The sequence below is a fragment of the Streptococcus mitis ATCC 6249 genome (assembly GCF_000146585.1).
GTDB classification, from domain to species: Bacteria; Bacillota; Bacilli; order Lactobacillales; family Streptococcaceae; genus Streptococcus; species Streptococcus mitis_AZ.
Genome location: NZ_GL397179.1, coordinates 1,012,503 through 1,029,025, shown reverse-complemented (window position 1 = coordinate 1,029,025; position 16,523 = coordinate 1,012,503). Strand labels below are relative to the sequence as shown.

Below are 16,523 nucleotides of genomic sequence, written 5' to 3'. Positions count from 1 at the left end.
CTTTATGAAACGTAAACTCACTTTGGCAATACTTTTACTCTCAGGAATAGTTCTTGCTTCTTGCAGTTCTACAACTACTTCTTCACAAGCTAGTAATAGTACAACGAAAACAAACGTTACTAATAAAAATCCTGAGTTTGCTGATTATCTATCGAAGAACGAAACTATCATTTATGATTTAGAAAACTCTAAATCAATCTCAAAAGATAGTAAAATTAAATACCTTTTTGTAGTCAAAGACGATAAAATTACAACATACGATTTATATGGACCTGACGATAGTGAACGCTTAACTTTGGGAGGAGCTAGCAAACTAAGTGATAAAGAAGTTATTGAAAAGGCTACAGAGTTACACAAACAAAACATATCAGGATATTATAAAAAAATTATCGAAGAAATACAAACTCGAATAGATATTGACCAAAATGAAATTGATAAATATAATGAAAATGTAGCAAAATATTCAAAAAGTGCAACAGGGATAGCAAACGGAACTGTCGAAGAACACGAAAAAAGAATAGAAGATTATAAAAAAATAATCACAACCTTGAAAAACTCCACTAATCTAGATGATGTATCGCAACCAACTTCTAGTGTGTATTCTATTAATTTGAAAACTGATGATAGTGGTAATCAGACTGCTATTGAATACTTCACCTTTTCTTCTAAATTGTATAACAAAAATCCTAAAAATATTTCATTTTCAAATCCCCTACAAAGTTTTTTCCCTACAATAGATAAGAATGGATTTGGCATCATTCGCTTCTATTCTATGGACATTTATGATTCTACATTTAATATTGGTGTTAACAAAGACAATCAAAATACAATCGCAGTTAGAACGGATAAAAATACCATCTATAAATTAGATAGCCCAAAAACTAAAGTGAAGAATGTTATAGTAGAATAATATCAAATTATAAAATCAACTACAAAAACGCTTGTTTACGATTCTCTTAAATATGGAGGAAATCATGGATTTTACTAAATATCTATACGTCATGATAGGGTCACGTCTTGAGAAAAAAATTGATGAATTATACAAAACTAAAACAGAATTCTTGAAAAAATTAGATGACGATGACAAAAAGAAGAATAAAAGAGAGTATTCAGATTTACCTATAACCAATTCCGCATTATCTAATATCATTAGAGGAAAGACTGTAAATAGCCCTTACCTCATGTCTCAAAAACAATTTAATTTATTTTCAAAAGAGTTCAATCTGACATCTCAAGAATTAATTTTTGGTTCAGATAGCGAAATTATTAATTTCATCAAATTTTCATTTCTTTTAATTTTGTTCAACGACTCAGACATTAATCCTTACATGGATAATTTCTCTAGTGATGATTTTTTTAGTAATGAACTCAACAGAAAACTTTTTAAAGATTCATTAAACAATGATGAAATTCTGAGGCGTGCCTCCAATAAGCTACTTCTAAATATCATACTAGCTATAAATGATGAAAAGAAAATAGATTTTTACTTAGAGGTATTTAAACATCACTATAATGATTCTCTAGAATTTTCAATTGACTTTGCTAGATTCTTCTTTTCAAATAAATTAGATACAAATTTCTTATTCGATTATTTGTCCAGTAGTAAGTATAATTACCAAATTTTTGTAGAATCTTTCAATACTTTTATCGATACTAATAGAACTGCTCTCCTTGAATTTTATAATAAGAATATCGATAAAAAAATTAATGAGGAATGTAAAGGTAGTACACTCTCTAAAATCGACAATAACTACTTTATCAACTTATTTTCATCTTCGTTATTTTTAGACTTTCTAGATCAAACATTAAATGATGAGCAGTTCATCTTATTTCTGCAGAAAGCAACACAAGAGGGAAAGAAAATCTCCTTTTATAATAACAATCATAATCTTGGCTATTATGATAAGGAAAAATTGGAGGAAGATATAAAACAGCTTCAAATGTTCTATGGAGATAACCGAGATAACAACATTCATACTCCTGTTGAGTTAAATCTGCATATATTACACTTTCTTAATTTCAGAAAGATTCTAGAAAACCAACTTATTGAAGTAGATAAAGAAAATGATAGTAATTCTCAAAAATAATCTAAGACAGTCCAATTTTGTGACTGTCTTTTTATATTTTCAAAAATATAAAAATATACTTTCTAAATATATAAATACATTTTGATTGCGAGAGTATAAAATGATGATATAAACGTTAAGGCCTTACGTTTATGAAAATTTAAAAGGAAAAATCAGCAATATTCTAGATAGCTGATGAGGAATTAAAACATGAGTTTTAAATTTAAAAACAAATCTGGCTATTCTAGCCAACTATTTCAAGAAATTTTCGGAAACGAAAAAACTGCAATAGTATTATCACCCAAACCGAATATTCGAATGAAATACGTTGATAATAAACCGACAGACGAAATTGATTCGTATCGTTATTGGTTCGTCATTAAAGGAGAACAGCCTTTTGAGGTTAAATTCTCAGATCAACAAACAATCGAACAATTTGACGAGGTCGAATTGCATGGTGCAGAGGCCTGCAATGTCAAAGGGAACATCTATTTCCGAGCCAACTCAGTAACAGTATTAAATAAAGGAGGTAAATAACCAATGGCATTTCCGTTTATTCAATCAGAAAATAAACGGGAATTCGTAGTTGATACTGAATATCTAGCTCAGTGTGTAGAAATAGGGTTGAGAAACAGCTCTATTTCTTCAACTACAAATTCCTTCCAATTCATCTATGGTGACAATTATCTAGACTTTGTTCCTCGTTTTCCTTGTGCGTACATTTTGGATAATACTCTATACCAACAGATTTTTCAAATTTTATCCACAAGTGCCTATCCTATGTTGACATTTCTTAAACAGCCATCGGTCTATATAGTCAAACGTGATAGTGCAAGCATTAATACTAGTCGTGCTTTTAGGTTTCCATTCTTTAAGGGAATACCTGAAAGACTGATGTATCAAAAGCTATCTGATGTCTCTGTTCAAAACGAGAGTTTTGAACTCATGAAAAATTATCGAATTGATTTTAATCGCATCGTTCATTGTTTGATTGCTGGTTCTTCTGGTTCTGGAAAGAGTTACGCTTTGACCTATCTAATCTCTGTTATTAATCAATTTGCTCATGTAACAGTTGTAGACCCTAAATGCGATTCTATCTCTCGTTACTGCTTAAAACAGAACATACAAGTTCTTTATCAAGAGAAAGACTTCTCAGCTGATGAATTTGTTTCTAAGGTGAATACCCTGCTAAAAGTAGAACTAGACACTATCTATCAAAGACAATCAGAGCTTCTTGAAAATCCTTCTAAAAAATTTCAACATCGTTGTCTTGTGATTGATGAATTGCTTGCTTTAACATCTTTAACATCTAAAAATGTCAAAGATACATTTTTTGCACTATTATCTAATATTGCACTACTTGGACGAGCAACATCTGTCCATCTAATCCTAGTGAGTCAGCGGATGGATACAAACGCTTTACCGATTGCCGTTAGAGAACAGTGTAATTTCTTGATACAACTTGGGTTAATCAACAGAAAAACAACAACGTTTTTATTCCCAGACTTGGATTCAGAGACTGGAATTGTCATTCCTAACGGAAAAGGAACTGGTATTGTTCAAGTTATTGATGGTGTAACAGCACCTAATGTTATGCCATTGCTCGTACCAACATTTAAAGGAGAAAATATATGAAAAACATTAAAAATAGAATTATACGAAATAGCACTGTCATTACCGACAAACTCTACTACTTACTGCCTTTAGAGTTACTTTTGAGCTTTCTATGGAGTTTATCTCTAGCAGGTATATGGTTTATCAACCAAGTTAGCACCATTATCTCTTGGAACGTTTGGAGCCAAATTTTAGATAATTTTCAAATAGCACAATCTATACTACTTAAAGCAATGACTATCGTTCTTATCATCTATCTTTTAGCGCATATCCTTCTTTGCATCGTATGGATAAAAGAAGATAAGTTTTTGAACTTTTTCCAAACAGTAGATCTATTAAGGATAGTACGAAAACAAATGCTAAGTGAAACTAAAATGATTGATAGTGATGTTTTAAAAAAGTATAAGTCTGTCATTTACTCTATCAGATGTATTTTAACGAGTGACTATATTTATGTTTTTATACCACACGCACAAAGTCTTATGGTTGACGAAATTTTAAAAGATAAAGCAAAATTTTTGCGTAAAAATCTGATTAGTAAATATTCAGATTTATATAAATTCTCTAATCAACATGATTATTCGTATGATATAGAGGGAGAGAATCTCTAATGATTAAAATACCAGCGGAGCTTGCCGTTAGGCAAGAGCTCCGAGCTGGTTATGTTTCAATTCATTTGAGAGCTTTATTATACTGCTTCAGGGCTTGTTATTGAAGCAGTATAGTTTTGTTCCATTGTTCCAAAAAAAGAAAGGAGTTGAAAATGGCAAAAGCCAGAAATATTATGTTTGTTCAACAGATTGAGTATTTCCAATCTTCAAATTTACAAGATATCATCGAGTATATGACGAACATTCTAAAACCGATTCGTTTTGCGGGAATATTGCATGATAAGGATATTGGGCAAGATGGACACCTTGTCGCACCACATATACACCTTGTTTTACAGTTTGAAAGTGCTAGAAGTTTGAACAATCTTGCTAAGTTGACTAAACAACCAATACAGTGTTTTGAGCAATGGAGGGGTTCAGTAAACAATGCTTATTCATATCTCGTTCATCACACGGAGTCTAATCAAGATAAATACCAATATCCTCCTAAAGAAGTTATTGCGAATTTTGACTATTTACTCCTATTAGACACTATCGAAAAAAATGTAACCAAACGATATGAAATAAATGACACTATGATTATAGATAATCTACTGGATCTACTTTATACTGGTGATATTACAAAATCAGAAATTGAACAACGACTTACTGGTTCACAATATGCCAAAGCAAGGCAAAAAATAGAAACCGTCTATTTAAAACGACTAGAAACACAAGCTGAACTATGGAGACAGGAAATGATTGACAAGAATGAAATTGTTACAATTATTTGGCTTTTTGGAAAAGCGGGAACAGGGAAGACTCGTCTAGCACTTCAATACGCAGAACAGTATGACCCTAACTATTTTATTACGGGCTCAATCCGTGACCCTTTTCAACAATACAATTTAGAACACGTGATTATTTTAGACGAATTACGCCCCCATCAATTTGACTACTCAGACTTACTCAAAATGTTTGACCCTTACAATGTTAAAGCGATGGCAAGTAGTCGTTATTTTGATAAACCGTTACTAGCCAATATTTATATCATCACTAGCCCCTACTCCCCCTACGATTTCTTTTTAGAATTAACTAAGAAAAGAAAAACAAGTCATATAGATTCTTGGGGCCAGCTAATGCGAAGATTATCCTTGGTAGTCGAAGTCAAAGAAGAACATCTGCAATTTTACAAGTACGAACCAATAGACCAGATGTTTTATATAGACCATGGCAATAAATTACCAAATCCATTTAAAAATCAAACTGATACAGAAGAAACTATTCAAGATAAGTCGTACCAGTTATTTTTAGAATTGAATAAGAAAAAGGAAAGGAATGAATAAATGCAAGAAGTTCAGACAGTTACCTACATAGATATCGCTAATCAAGGATATCCAGAAGGCACGGCTAGACGTGTTATACGAGAGGGTAAAAAATTACTTGTCGAAAGAGGTTTCAAACTTTATAAAAACAAAAGGATTGGAAGAATACCAAAGACTATTGCCGAAGAAATTCTTGGATTCAAAATCATCTCAAAACATGATATAATAGATACTGTACTCTTCGCTACTGACATAGAAAGAGGAAAATGATATGTCAGTTCTAAAAGGATACAAGGGAAAATGGAAAGTAGATATCACCGATGGAATAGACCCATTGACTGGTGAAATCAAACGACATAGAAAGTCAGGATTTACCACTCGTAAAGAAGCTGTTCAATATGAGGCAGATTATCGCTTAAACAAACTTCACCAAGTTCAGATTAAAGATAAAATATCTGTCTCTCACCTTTACTCTTTAGTTCAACAAGAAGATGAACTCCGTGGGAATAAACGTGGCACCATTGATACACAGATATCCTACTATAACCAATATGTCTCTAAGTTTTTTGAGCATGCAGATATGTCTGCCATTACTATCCATGAAGTAAAAAAATTTAGAGATTGGTTGGTAAAACAACCAAGTGTTAAAGGTGGAACACTATCAAGTACGACTGTTAATCAGCAAATGATTTTTCTGCATAAAATGTTTGATGTTGCTGTTGCTAATCGTCTTAGACAAGATAATCCATGCAATGGACTAAGAAAACTTCCTGATAAACATAAGGAGATGTCTTATTTCACTCCTGAAGAATTCAAGCAATTTGATTCTCTGTTCACAAAAGATGAATACATGTTTCAGCTATTTTATCGAGTGCTAATGTTTACAGGTGTTCGAGTCGGCGAAGCATTAGCCTTAACTTGGAAACAGATTAATTTATCAGAGGGTTATATCGATATTAAGTATTCTGCTTACTTTCGTAATAACAAGGTCCATATCGGAACAGTAAAAACTACCCAATCTAATCGTCGAATTTACATTCATAAGGCATTCGTTCAAGAACTAACGGAATGGAAAGAAAAACAAGCTCACCTATTAGCAGAGTTTACGGACAATACAGAAGACTTACAAATCTTTCAAGACAGTCCTTTACAACTTACTGCTCCAATGGTTTCTAATCAAAAGATTAAATTGAAAAAAAGAATGCCTGCATCATTAAAAATGATTCGTAATCACGATTTCCGACATTCACATGCAGCGTTTCTAGTTTCAAAAGGACTCAGAAACGGTGAGGGAAAAGATTATATATTTTTTACACTTATGAAACGACTCGGACATAGTAGCATTAATACAACTATCAACATCTACTCGCATTTATTCCCAACTCAACAAAAAGAAGTCGCCAATGCTTTTGACAACTTCTAGGGCAAAAAATGGCAAAAAAATTTATTAAACAAGGCTCAAAGCCTTGATACGAAAGGAATCTTAAAAATCTTATGATGAATATGCAAAACATGATGCGTCAAGCACAAAAACTTCAAAAGCAAATGGAACAAAGTCAAGCAGAACTTGCTGCTATGGAATTTATTGGAAAATCTGCTCAAGACCTTGTCCAAGCAACCTTAACTGGTGATAAGAAAGTTGTAAGCATCAACTTTAACCCAGCCGTTGTTGACCCAGAAGACCTCGAAACTCTATCTGACATGACTGTTCAAGCTATCAATGCTGCGCTAGACCAAATCGACGAAACGACTAAGAAGAAACTTGGTGCTTTCGCTGGAAAATTGCCTTTCTAATCCATAAGAAAAGAGAAACGAATGTTTCTCTTTTTTCTTAGAAGTCAAAAAATCCCATGGCTTTCTTTAGAATCAAATCAGTATATTCAGGGTCATCCTGAGCCATCAATACCTGTGACTGTACCATTTCTAGGTCATCTGTTATCATACCGTTGGCTCCTAGACGAATAGCTTTATCGAAAGCGTCAGAACCATTTACGGTCCAAACGTAGAGACTCTGATCAGTAGTCCAGAGTTTATTGACAAAGTATTCATCCAAGGTTGAATATTCCATGGTATAACCAGTTGCCTTGGTTCTTGGGAAAATACTGTTATAGGGGAGAATGAAGTAAACTGGAATTTCAGAATCATAAGTCAACACTTTATCAATCACATGATAGTCTAGTGATTGCATCTGATGTCCATATTTCTTGATAGTCGCTCCATACTTTTCGAGGAAATGATCCATCATTTGCGGACTATCTTTTTTACTGGTTTTAATCTCAATCAGCAATTTTTGGTTTAATGCATTGGCGCGTTCCAGATAAGCATCGAAACTGGAAATCTTTGTCTGATAACCATTCTCGTAAATATCTGTATTTGTTAATTCATCTAGAGTCAAATCTTGCGGCGTAGCATTAATACCTGTTAAATTTTTGAGGTTGGCATCGTGCATCATTACAAACTGACCATCTTTGGTTTCCTGGACATCCATTTCAATCAAATCTGGTTTTAGTTGAGCTGTTTTCTCTAACGACTCGACTGTATTCTGAACTCCGTTTTTATTGGAAACTCCTCTGTGAGAAATAACCAAAGGGGTACTCGTGTCAGGAGACTCAAGATAGATATAACCCTCTAAAGCAAAAACGATACTAGCGTAGCCTATTACTCCCCATCTCATCAAATGGTCTTTCTTCCTTCTTGGCATGATTTCAAGTTCTTCACCAGTTAAAAATGAAACGAATTTAACGAGAAAATAAGTCAAGGTCATATAATGGAAGTTCTTTATCAAAACATAATTGATTACCCCTAGGACTAGGGATTCTTTATGAGTTAATTCATCCATTACAACTTGAGCAAACAATATGGGAATCAAGAGTAGAAAGAAAAAGAGGTAGGTTTTAATGATAATGAGAAGCAAGTTCCAAGCATAAAAGATAACGTGTTTTTTTGTCTTTTGCAGACTATATTTCACTCCCTCTCTCACTGTTTTCTTTTCAAAGAGAATCTTGGGAAGAGCAAACATGAAACGAACTGAAATATAGAGTAAAATCCAAGCAGAGGACAGAATCAGCAGACCAACTAGCCAATACTTATCTTCAAGGTAGGTAACGATAAAATCTGGAATAATAATCTTATTAAGGTAGTAGATTTTTAAAATTTTCCTGATGAAAGGAAAAAGCATAGCGACGTAAAAGAAGACAAAGGCCATTTTACAGATACTGAATCGTTTCATAAATAGAAAACTCTGTTGAAAGACTTTTCGACTATACTCGATCAAGGTTCTCTTTTCATGGTAGAGAAGGTGACGCGCCCCAATGAATAAAAGACAAATCTGAAAATAAGCGACCAAGAGATTGATTGCAATTAAGATGAGAAAGGCTAAACTGACAAAAGGTGAGCCTTGAATAATAGCAAGAAAGTTATTGTAAGAAATAAACAAATAACCTGTTTGTCTGAGCAACATCCCTGCAATCCAAGAATTCAATGGCAACCAGACAAACTCAACCATCATAAATATCAAGAAAAATAGAAATAAAATCTTATCTAGGTTATAGTATATCTTCCTAAAACCTAGCTTCTTAGGTTTTTCAGGTTTCATAGGCACTCCTAGTCTAAAAATTGGGATAAATCTAAGCTACCGAAAGGATTATTCATAGAAAAACTACTCTGGTCTTCTATTAATAGCTTTCCTTCATCCGATTCCAAAAAGGCTTCGTAGACACGCGCTGTCATACGCGCATCTTCTAAACTATTATGCGATTGTCCTTTAAACCCTAAAAAATTCGCCACAGTTTGCAATTTGAGATTGGCTATGCCGTGTAGATCAGAACTACGGCGTTCAAAAGCCTCATCATATAGGTCGACCTTATACTGGTCACGATAGTCCAAACCGTGCTCCAAGAGAATTGGTAAATCACTCTTAGCTGCATTGTAGCCAACGATTGGTGATTTGCCAACAAACGCCTGAAAATCTTTTAAAACTTGCTCTACTTTCGGCGCATCTTTCAAGGTTTCAGCTGTGATCCCAGTCAAACCATTGATAAAACTCTTCAATGGGGCTGTAGTATAAACATAAGAATCAAAAGCAGCACTTTCTTGTCCATCTTGAAAGCGGACTGCTGACACTTGAATTAAATGGGTAACCCCATCGTGTTGATTAAACTCTAAATCAAAGGCAATATAATCTCTTAATTTTTCCATTTTTCCCTCAATTTCGACTTGATTTTAACTATAAATAATAAAAGAAGCCATTAGGTTAGTGAATAACCCAAACAGCTTCTTTATTTTCCTCCAAACAGGCGAGCAAAAAAGCCTTTTTTAGTTGCTTGGACTTCTTCTTTTGCTTGGTCCAACTCTAGTTTCAAGGTTTCTTGATCCTTCATGGCTTGAAGAGTTAACTGTTGCTGTTGATCCAACTGTTTGTCCTTCTCTGCAATCTGACGGTCTTTGATGCGCATCTGCTCATCTTTTTCTGCCAACTGCTGGTCCTTGGCCTTGAGTTGCTCGTACAATCGAAGAATTTCAGCATTCTTCTCATCGACCAAGATTTCCATCAGTTCACGTTGTTTTACATCGTCACTGACTGGCTCATCTTCAAAAATCGTTTTTTTGTAGATTTCTTCTAGCTTGATCAAGCCACTTCGAGTAACTACAGTTACACCTTTGTCATTTTTTTTCGTGTCCTCTTCTGGAAGTTCTTTGACACGATTGTTGATTGCTTGACGAGATAGACCTAAGACCTCTGCAATCTCACTGACGGTCATTTCAATACTCATAATATCCTCTGAAACATTTTCTAGCTTTTCTTTATTTAAATCTTATCATAAGCTAGATAAACTGTCAAATTTCCGCTTAATCCAAAGCCTTTAAAAAGGCTAGTAAGACTTGGGCAGAACGACGTCCAGCTTCAATGATAAACTCATCAAATGAGATAGAGGCCTCGCGATTGGCATTGTCACTCATAGCTCGAATGACTAGGAAAGGTAAGCCAAGAGCCTGAGCTGCCTGAGCAATGGCCGCCCCTTCCATTTCAACTGCTAAAACATCTGGAAAGTGGGACTTGATACTAGCAATCTTATCTTCCCCAGCTATAAAACTGTCTCCTGTAGCAATCAAGCCTAGGTGCCATGTCTGCTCTAATTGAGATAAAATTGTTTGAATCCTAGTGATAAAGTTCTTATCGGATTCAAAGTAAAGAGGCTGACCAGCCATCTGACCATAAGCATAGCCAAAAGCAGTCACATCCACATCATGATAAGCTAGTTTATCCGCAATCACGACATCACCAACGGCAATCCCTTCGGCAAGAGCACCTGCTGATCCTGTATTGATGATGGCTTCTACTTGAAAATGGTCATCTAGAACAGCTACACTCATAGCCGACATGACCTTCCCAATCCCACTCTGAACTAGGACAACTTCTGTCTTGCCAATAGTGCCAGTATAGTAGGTATTTCCTAAGACTTGTACTTCTTGAGTTTTGTCCAAATTCTGAGTCAGATATACGAGCTCTTCCGGCATGGCAGCAATGATTCCAATTTTCATTTCATGTCCTTTCAATTACAAGAGTTTCATCGCCAAAATTAATAAAATCAAGAGTAGGATGACTGCAAATAAGATGCGATTGAGTTTCGAATTAAAAACATTTCTCTTCGTGTTCTCAATACGACGGCTCTTATGAATCGTTGGTTCTACTTCGATTGTAAGTGTATCTTGACTAAAACCGTGGTCTCTAGAACGTGAATAACCAAAATGTTGTGATGCAGTAGGCAGGATTTTGGTTTCCTCATCATCTTGAAGAGGTGGTCCTGAGATTTTCTCACCACGATTGGCACGTTCAATCATTTCATCTGTTAATAAAGGTTTTCCCATAGGTTGCTCCTCTATTTCTTTTGTAGTTCCCAGTACTGGATTGCCATGATAGTCTTAGCATCACAGATATGACCTGACTGGATCAGGTTCTTGGCCTCCTCTAGACTCACTTCTAGAACCTCCAAGGTTTCATCATCGTCTTGCGGACGAGGATTATCTACTTTAGTCAAATCACTTGCTAGGTAGAGTTTCAATTTTTCATTACAAAAACCAATCGCAGAATAGAAATCGTACAACAGTTCTAACTTAGCCGTGTAGGCAACTTCTTCTTCCAATTCACGAAGTGCAGCTGCCATTGGATCTGCATTTTCACCAGTTTCCAGTTTTCCTGCGGGAATCTCATAAGAAACAGCCTCGATGGCCTTCCTATATTGCTTAACGAGTACAATTTTATCCTCAGCTGTCACAGCTAGAACACAAACAGCTCCATTGTGAAAAATTAAATCACGTTGGGCAGTACCTTTGCCTTCTGGCAGTTCTACCTGATCTTGCACCAGTTTAAAGATAGGGCCATGATAGATTTCCTTCCGACTAATCGTTTTTTCTTCAAATTCCATGACAAACTCCTACTGGTTCTTTGGATGATGAGGTAGGCGAGTCGCATATTCATCTTTGTTGACCTGACGTCCACGGCCGATAGCAATGGCATCAGCAGGAACATTCTTGGTAATGGTTGAACCCGCTCCAACCAGAGAATTATCCCCAAGTTCTACAGGAGCAATAATAGTTGAGTTTGAGCCAACAAAGACATTATTGCCAATGACAGTTTTGTATTTATTTTTGCCATCGTAGTTGACTGTAATAGTTCCTGCACCGAAATTAACGTTGCTACCTACTTCACAGTTTCCAATATAAGTCAAATGACCCGCCTTGGTATTTTCACCGATTGAAGATCCTTTTACTTCAACAAAATTTCCAATGTGAACTTGAGCAGCCAGACTTGAACCTGGACGAATATGGGCATAAGGGCCAACAGTCACGCCGTCTGCAACTGTACTTTCCTCAATCATAGAGTTGGTAATCACAGCTCCAGCTCCGATAGTGCTATCCACTACATAAGTACCGTTTGTCAAAACAGTCTCAGCACCAATCTTCGTTTGACCTTTCAAAGTAACATTGGCTTCGATTTGGACTTCGGGAGCAATCTCAACATCAATGTCGATGTAAGTTGCTTCAGGATTGACAAAGCTAACACCATTAACCATATGCTTTTGGTTGATACGGCGACGCATCACTGATTCCGCAGTCGCAAGAGCTACACGGTCATTTACACCAAGGCTTTCATCAAAATCCTTGAGAGTATAGGCCCCAACCTTTTCACCAGCATTACGGAAAATACCAATCACGTCAGTAATATAGTACTCACCTTGGGCATTGTTGGTGTTGATGTTTTTAAGGGCTTCAAAAAGACGTTCATTGTCAAATACATAAGTTCCTGTATTGATTTCCTTAATTTGCTTTTCAAAGTCTGTAGCATCTTTCTGCTCCACAATGCGAAGAACTTCAGCATTATCATTGCGGACGATACGACCATATCCAAAAGGATCAGCTGCTTCAGCTGTTAAAATCGTCGCCACATTTTTGTGATTGATATGGAAATCCAAGAGGTTCTTCAAGCTTTCACCTGTGATCAGAGGAGTATCTCCAGCGATAACCAAGGTGTGGCCTGTACGATTTTGGAGAATAGGCTCTGCCATCATGACAGCATGCCCAGTTCCTAGTTGTTCTGATTGGGTAACAAAGTCTGTCTGACCGGCTAATACTTGCTCAACTAGCTCTGCCTTGTGACCAACTACAGTAACTGTTTTTTCAGGTTGAATAGCACCAACACTACGAAAAACATGTTCCAACATCGAAATTCCAGCTACTTTATGAAGTACCTTTGGAAGATCTGATTTCATGCGAGTACCTTTACCCGCTGCTAAAATAATGGCATAATTTGACATAATCTTCTCTTTTCTCTAGAAATTCCCTTATATTATACCATAATTTAGTTTCTTAGGAGTAAACAAACAGAGAAATAGGGAAAAGACGCCCATATATTCACTTTTTCCGATGTTTTCTTTGATTTTTTTATCTATTTACGTTAAACTATTTAAATATGAGAAAAAAGATTCATCCAGCTATTATTTTTACTTTATTTACTATATTTATAGCTATTTTGATCCTCAATAAACCAACTTATGAAGACCATCCTATCAAGTCAAAACCCAATGCAGTCCAGGTTGAAAATCAGGCCTTGCATAATCTTGACAAACCTATTATTGATGTCTCTGGTTGGCAAAGACCTGAGGAAATCAACTACGATACCTTGTCTCAAAATATTTCAGGTGTTATTGTTCGCGTCCATAATGGTGCACAACATACTGAAAAAAATGATGCTGCTTATGCTAATGGTATTGATAAAGCCTATAAAAGTCATATTACAGAATTTCAAAAGCGTAATGTCCCAGTTGGAGTCTATGCCTATCTAGCTAGCCCCAGCAAGGAAGAAATGGAAAAAGCTGCTGAAGTTTTCTATAATGCTGCTTCTCCTTACAACCCTAGTTACTATTGGTTGGACGTGGAAGAAAAAACAATGTCTGATATGAACGAAGGGGTTGAAGCCTTTCGTGCTAAACTGGAATCTTTAGGTGCTAAAAACATCGGCATCTATATTGGAGTTTACTTCATGCAAGAACACAGTATCAATACAGATAAATTCACTGCTATTTGGATTCCTTCTTACGGGACAGACTCTGGTTACTTTGAAACAACACCCAATACCAGTTTAGACTACGACCTCCATCAATACACTTCAAAAGGAAGAATTGCTGGATTTGAACATCATTTAGATATTAATCTGATTTCTACTTTGAAGGAAAAAGAAGAAACCTTCAGAAAGCTATTTTTAAGACCATAAAACAAGTGAAAATCGTAACTTTTTCACTTGTTTTTTCATTTTTTTGCCGTCTGTGTTATAATTGTTAGAATAGAGAAGAATTTTATGAAATTGAGGATTTTATTATGTTTTCATGGATTACACGAGTTATTAAAGGAATTGTCATTGCCCTTGGATTTATCTTGCCCGGAATTTCTGGAGGAGTTCTGGCCGCAATTTTGGGTATCTACGAGCGAATGATTTCTTTTCTGGCTCATCCCTTTAAGGATTTTAAAGAGAATGTCCTTTACTTTATCCCAGTAGCTATCGGGATGTTGCTCGGAATTGGGCTATTTTCATATCCAATCGAGTATCTGCTAGAAAATTACCAAGTCTATGTTTTATGGAGCTTTGCTGGGGCTATCATCGGTACAGTACCTAGCCTCCTTAAAGAATCTACTCGAGAATCTGATCGGGATAAGATTGACCTAGTCTGGTTCTGGACCACCTTTATCCTTTCAGGACTAGGGCTCTACGCGCTAAACTTTGTTGTTGGTTCTCTCAGTGCTAGTTTTGCTAGTTTCATCTTAGCGGGAGCTCTGTTGGCACTTGGTGTCTTGGTGCCTGGTTTAAGTCCGTCAAATCTACTCTTGATTTTAGGACTGTACGCTCCAATGCTAACTGGTTTTAAGACCTTTGATTTATTCGGTACCTTCCTTCCTATCGGCATTGGTGCAGGAGCAACTCTTATTATCTTTTCAAAATTGATGGACCATGCATTGAACAACTATCACTCCCGTGTTTATCACTTTATCATTGGGATTGTTCTTTCAAGTACTCTCTTAATTTTGATTCCAAATGCTGGAAATGCTGAAAGTATCCAATACACTGGACTTTCCATTGTGAGCTATGTTCTCGTTGCCTTCTTCTTTGCGCTTGGTATCTGGCTTGGTATCTGGATGAGTCAATTGGAGGATAAGTATAAATAATGGCAAAAAAAGTCAAGATTAAAAAAACCTTGGTCGAACAAATCTTGACCAAGGCAGGTATTGACCATACTGGTATTCAAATCAATGCGCTTGAAGGAGAACTTCCTCCTGAATATGACCGAAACCAAATCTTTAAAACCTTGGCTCTTTTGGGAGACAAGACAGGACCGATTATTGGAATTGTTCCCATAACAGAACATCTCGCCGAGAAAAAACTAGCAAAAGTTTCTGGCAATAAAAAAGTGAGCATGATTCCTCAAAAAGATCTGGAAAAAACGACAGGCTATATTCATGGGGCTAATAACCCCGTCGGCATTCGCCAAAAACACAATTATCCAATCTTTATTGATCAGACTGCCTTGGATTTAGACCAAATGATCGTCTCTTCTGGGGAAGTCGGACACAGTATTATCATCCGACCTCAAGACTTAGCCAGCTTTGTAAAAGCGGATTTTGCTGATATCTTGGAGGAAAATAAGTCGTGAAACTCTATTTTGTTCGTCATGGTCGCACCCTCTGGAATCTTGAAGGACGTTTTCAAGGTGCTAGTGGCGATTCGCCCCTTCTTCCGGAATCCATTGACATCCTAAAACAACTGGGGCAGTATCTTAAGGAAATTCATTTTGATACGATTTATTCTAGTGATTTACCCAGAGCAGTCAAATCTGCTGAAATTATCCAAAGTCAACTCCAGACCCCTTGTCCTTTAGAAAGTATTCCTGACCTGCGTGAATGGCAACTGGGCAAACTAGAGGGATTAAAAATCGCTACGCTCAATGCCATCTACCCACAACAAATCAAGGCCTTTCGCTCTAATCTAGCTCAGTTTGATACGAAGATGTTTGAAGCCGAATCTCTCTACTCTACGACTCAGCGAACCATTCAATTTATCAAATCTCTGAAGGGAAGTCCTGCTAAAAGAGTTCTGATAGTCGGGCATGGGGCAAATCTCACTGCTAGCCTTCGTACTCTCTTAGGCTATAAAGAGCCTCACCTCCGCAAAGATGGAGGCTTGGCCAATGCTAGTCTGACAGTTTTAGAAACTAATGATTTTGAAACCTTCACTCTGGAAAGATGGAATGACACTTCCTATCAAAGAAAATAATGGAACTTGATCTTAATAGTCAAGTTCTTTTTAGTTTTCAAAGAATATCCGTGAATTTCTCTGCTATTTATGATAAAATGGGAGTATCGCAAAAAATGACTCATCG

20 protein-coding genes are annotated in these 16,523 nt (G+C 36.1%); 13 read left to right on the top strand and 7 right to left on the bottom strand.

The genetic code is table 11. The features are described from left to right. Nucleotides 1-4: 4 nt before the first annotated feature. From HMPREF8571_RS06810 to HMPREF8571_RS06770, 9 genes are all read left to right on the top strand, one after another. Entirely contained in the window at nt 5-910 is a 906-nt protein-coding gene (locus tag HMPREF8571_RS06810; protein WP_000823825.1) for a hypothetical protein, read from the top strand. Between the two features lie 64 nt (nt 911-974). Beyond that, nucleotides 975-2,087, top strand: a complete 1,113-nt coding sequence (locus tag HMPREF8571_RS06805) for a hypothetical protein (protein ID WP_000348049.1) — start codon at nt 975-977, stop codon at nt 2,085-2,087. 297 nt (nt 2,088-2,384) lie between these two features. Next, nucleotides 2,385-2,603: a hypothetical protein gene (locus HMPREF8571_RS06800; RefSeq protein ID WP_141553701.1), complete on the top strand. Its 219-nt coding sequence runs from the start codon at nt 2,385-2,387 to the stop codon at nt 2,601-2,603. 3 nt (nt 2,604-2,606) lie between these two features. After that, nucleotides 2,607-3,701, top strand: coding sequence for a hypothetical protein (locus HMPREF8571_RS06795; protein WP_000885339.1), 1,095 nt, complete (start codon nt 2,607-2,609; stop codon nt 3,699-3,701). Beyond that, nucleotides 3,698-4,291 (top strand): hypothetical protein, encoded by a 594-nt coding sequence (locus tag HMPREF8571_RS06790; RefSeq protein WP_000789649.1) that lies wholly within the window; start codon nt 3,698-3,700, stop codon nt 4,289-4,291. Before HMPREF8571_RS06795 ends, HMPREF8571_RS06790 begins: the two co-directional genes overlap by 4 nt. 152 nt (nt 4,292-4,443) lie before the next feature. Next, nucleotides 4,444-5,616: a Rep family protein gene (locus HMPREF8571_RS06785; protein WP_001029773.1), complete on the top strand. Its 1,173-nt coding sequence runs from the start codon at nt 4,444-4,446 to the stop codon at nt 5,614-5,616. Next, nucleotides 5,617-5,865 (top strand): DUF3173 family protein, encoded by a 249-nt coding sequence (locus tag HMPREF8571_RS06780; RefSeq protein WP_001158655.1) that lies wholly within the window; start codon nt 5,617-5,619, stop codon nt 5,863-5,865. Nucleotide 5,866: 1 nt separating this feature from the next. Continuing rightward, a complete protein-coding gene (locus tag HMPREF8571_RS06775) occupies nt 5,867-7,018 on the top strand; it encodes a site-specific integrase (protein ID WP_000114667.1) in 1,152 nt (383 codons plus the stop codon). 71 nt (nt 7,019-7,089) lie between these two features. Next, a complete protein-coding gene (locus HMPREF8571_RS06770) occupies nt 7,090-7,389 on the top strand; it encodes a YbaB/EbfC family nucleoid-associated protein (RefSeq protein ID WP_000981514.1) in 300 nt (99 codons plus the stop codon). Between the two features lie 37 nt (nt 7,390-7,426). On the opposite strand, the gene HMPREF8571_RS06765 is transcribed toward HMPREF8571_RS06770, so the two are convergent. The 7 genes from HMPREF8571_RS06765 to glmU form a co-directional block, all read right to left on the bottom strand. Then, nucleotides 7,427-9,190 (bottom strand): glycerophosphoryl diester phosphodiesterase membrane domain-containing protein, encoded by a 1,764-nt coding sequence (locus HMPREF8571_RS06765; RefSeq protein ID WP_000801712.1) that lies wholly within the window; start codon nt 9,188-9,190, stop codon nt 7,427-7,429. Between the two features lie 8 nt (nt 9,191-9,198). Then, a complete protein-coding gene (locus HMPREF8571_RS06760) occupies nt 9,199-9,792 on the bottom strand; it encodes a 3'-5' exonuclease (protein ID WP_000413619.1) in 594 nt (197 codons plus the stop codon). A gap of 80 nt (nt 9,793-9,872) precedes the next feature. Then, nucleotides 9,873-10,367 carry a chromosome segregation protein RocS gene (gene rocS, locus HMPREF8571_RS06755; RefSeq protein WP_000021248.1) on the bottom strand — a complete coding sequence of 165 codons (495 nt, stop codon included), beginning with the start codon at nt 10,365-10,367 and terminating at the stop codon, nt 9,873-9,875. A gap of 76 nt (nt 10,368-10,443) precedes the next feature. Further along, nucleotides 10,444-11,136: a 5'-methylthioadenosine/adenosylhomocysteine nucleosidase gene (locus tag HMPREF8571_RS06750; protein ID WP_000689810.1), complete on the bottom strand. Its 693-nt coding sequence runs from the start codon at nt 11,134-11,136 to the stop codon at nt 10,444-10,446. Between the two features lie 15 nt (nt 11,137-11,151). Continuing rightward, nucleotides 11,152-11,463, bottom strand: coding sequence for a cell wall synthase accessory phosphoprotein MacP (gene macP / locus HMPREF8571_RS06745; RefSeq protein ID WP_000517868.1), 312 nt, complete (start codon nt 11,461-11,463; stop codon nt 11,152-11,154). An 11-nt stretch (nt 11,464-11,474) separates the two neighbouring features. Continuing rightward, entirely contained in the window at nt 11,475-12,020 is a 546-nt protein-coding gene (locus HMPREF8571_RS06740) for an NUDIX hydrolase (RefSeq protein WP_000393789.1), read from the bottom strand. Nucleotides 12,021-12,029: 9 nt separating this feature from the next. After that, nucleotides 12,030-13,409, bottom strand: coding sequence for a bifunctional UDP-N-acetylglucosamine diphosphorylase/glucosamine-1-phosphate N-acetyltransferase GlmU (gene glmU, locus HMPREF8571_RS06735; protein ID WP_000073759.1), 1,380 nt, complete (start codon nt 13,407-13,409; stop codon nt 12,030-12,032). A gap of 155 nt (nt 13,410-13,564) precedes the next feature. Between glmU and HMPREF8571_RS06730 the strand changes: the two genes are divergently transcribed. The 4 genes from HMPREF8571_RS06730 (at nt 13,565) to HMPREF8571_RS06715 (ending at nt 16,417) form a co-directional block, all read left to right on the top strand. After that, nucleotides 13,565-14,365: a glycoside hydrolase family 25 protein gene (locus tag HMPREF8571_RS06730; RefSeq protein ID WP_001227569.1), complete on the top strand. Its 801-nt coding sequence runs from the start codon at nt 13,565-13,567 to the stop codon at nt 14,363-14,365. Between the two features lie 104 nt (nt 14,366-14,469). Beyond that, nucleotides 14,470-15,312, top strand: a complete 843-nt coding sequence (locus HMPREF8571_RS06725) for a DUF368 domain-containing protein (RefSeq protein ID WP_000493305.1) — start codon at nt 14,470-14,472, stop codon at nt 15,310-15,312. Further along, a complete protein-coding gene (locus HMPREF8571_RS06720; protein ID WP_001085905.1) occupies nt 15,312-15,797 on the top strand; it encodes an aminoacyl-tRNA deacylase in 486 nt (161 codons plus the stop codon). The genes HMPREF8571_RS06725 and HMPREF8571_RS06720 overlap by 1 nt, the downstream gene beginning before the upstream one ends. Further along, nucleotides 15,794-16,417: a histidine phosphatase family protein gene (locus HMPREF8571_RS06715; RefSeq protein ID WP_000780802.1), complete on the top strand. Its 624-nt coding sequence runs from the start codon at nt 15,794-15,796 to the stop codon at nt 16,415-16,417. The genes HMPREF8571_RS06720 and HMPREF8571_RS06715 overlap by 4 nt, the downstream gene beginning before the upstream one ends. The last annotated feature ends 106 nt before the right edge of the window (nt 16,418-16,523 follow it).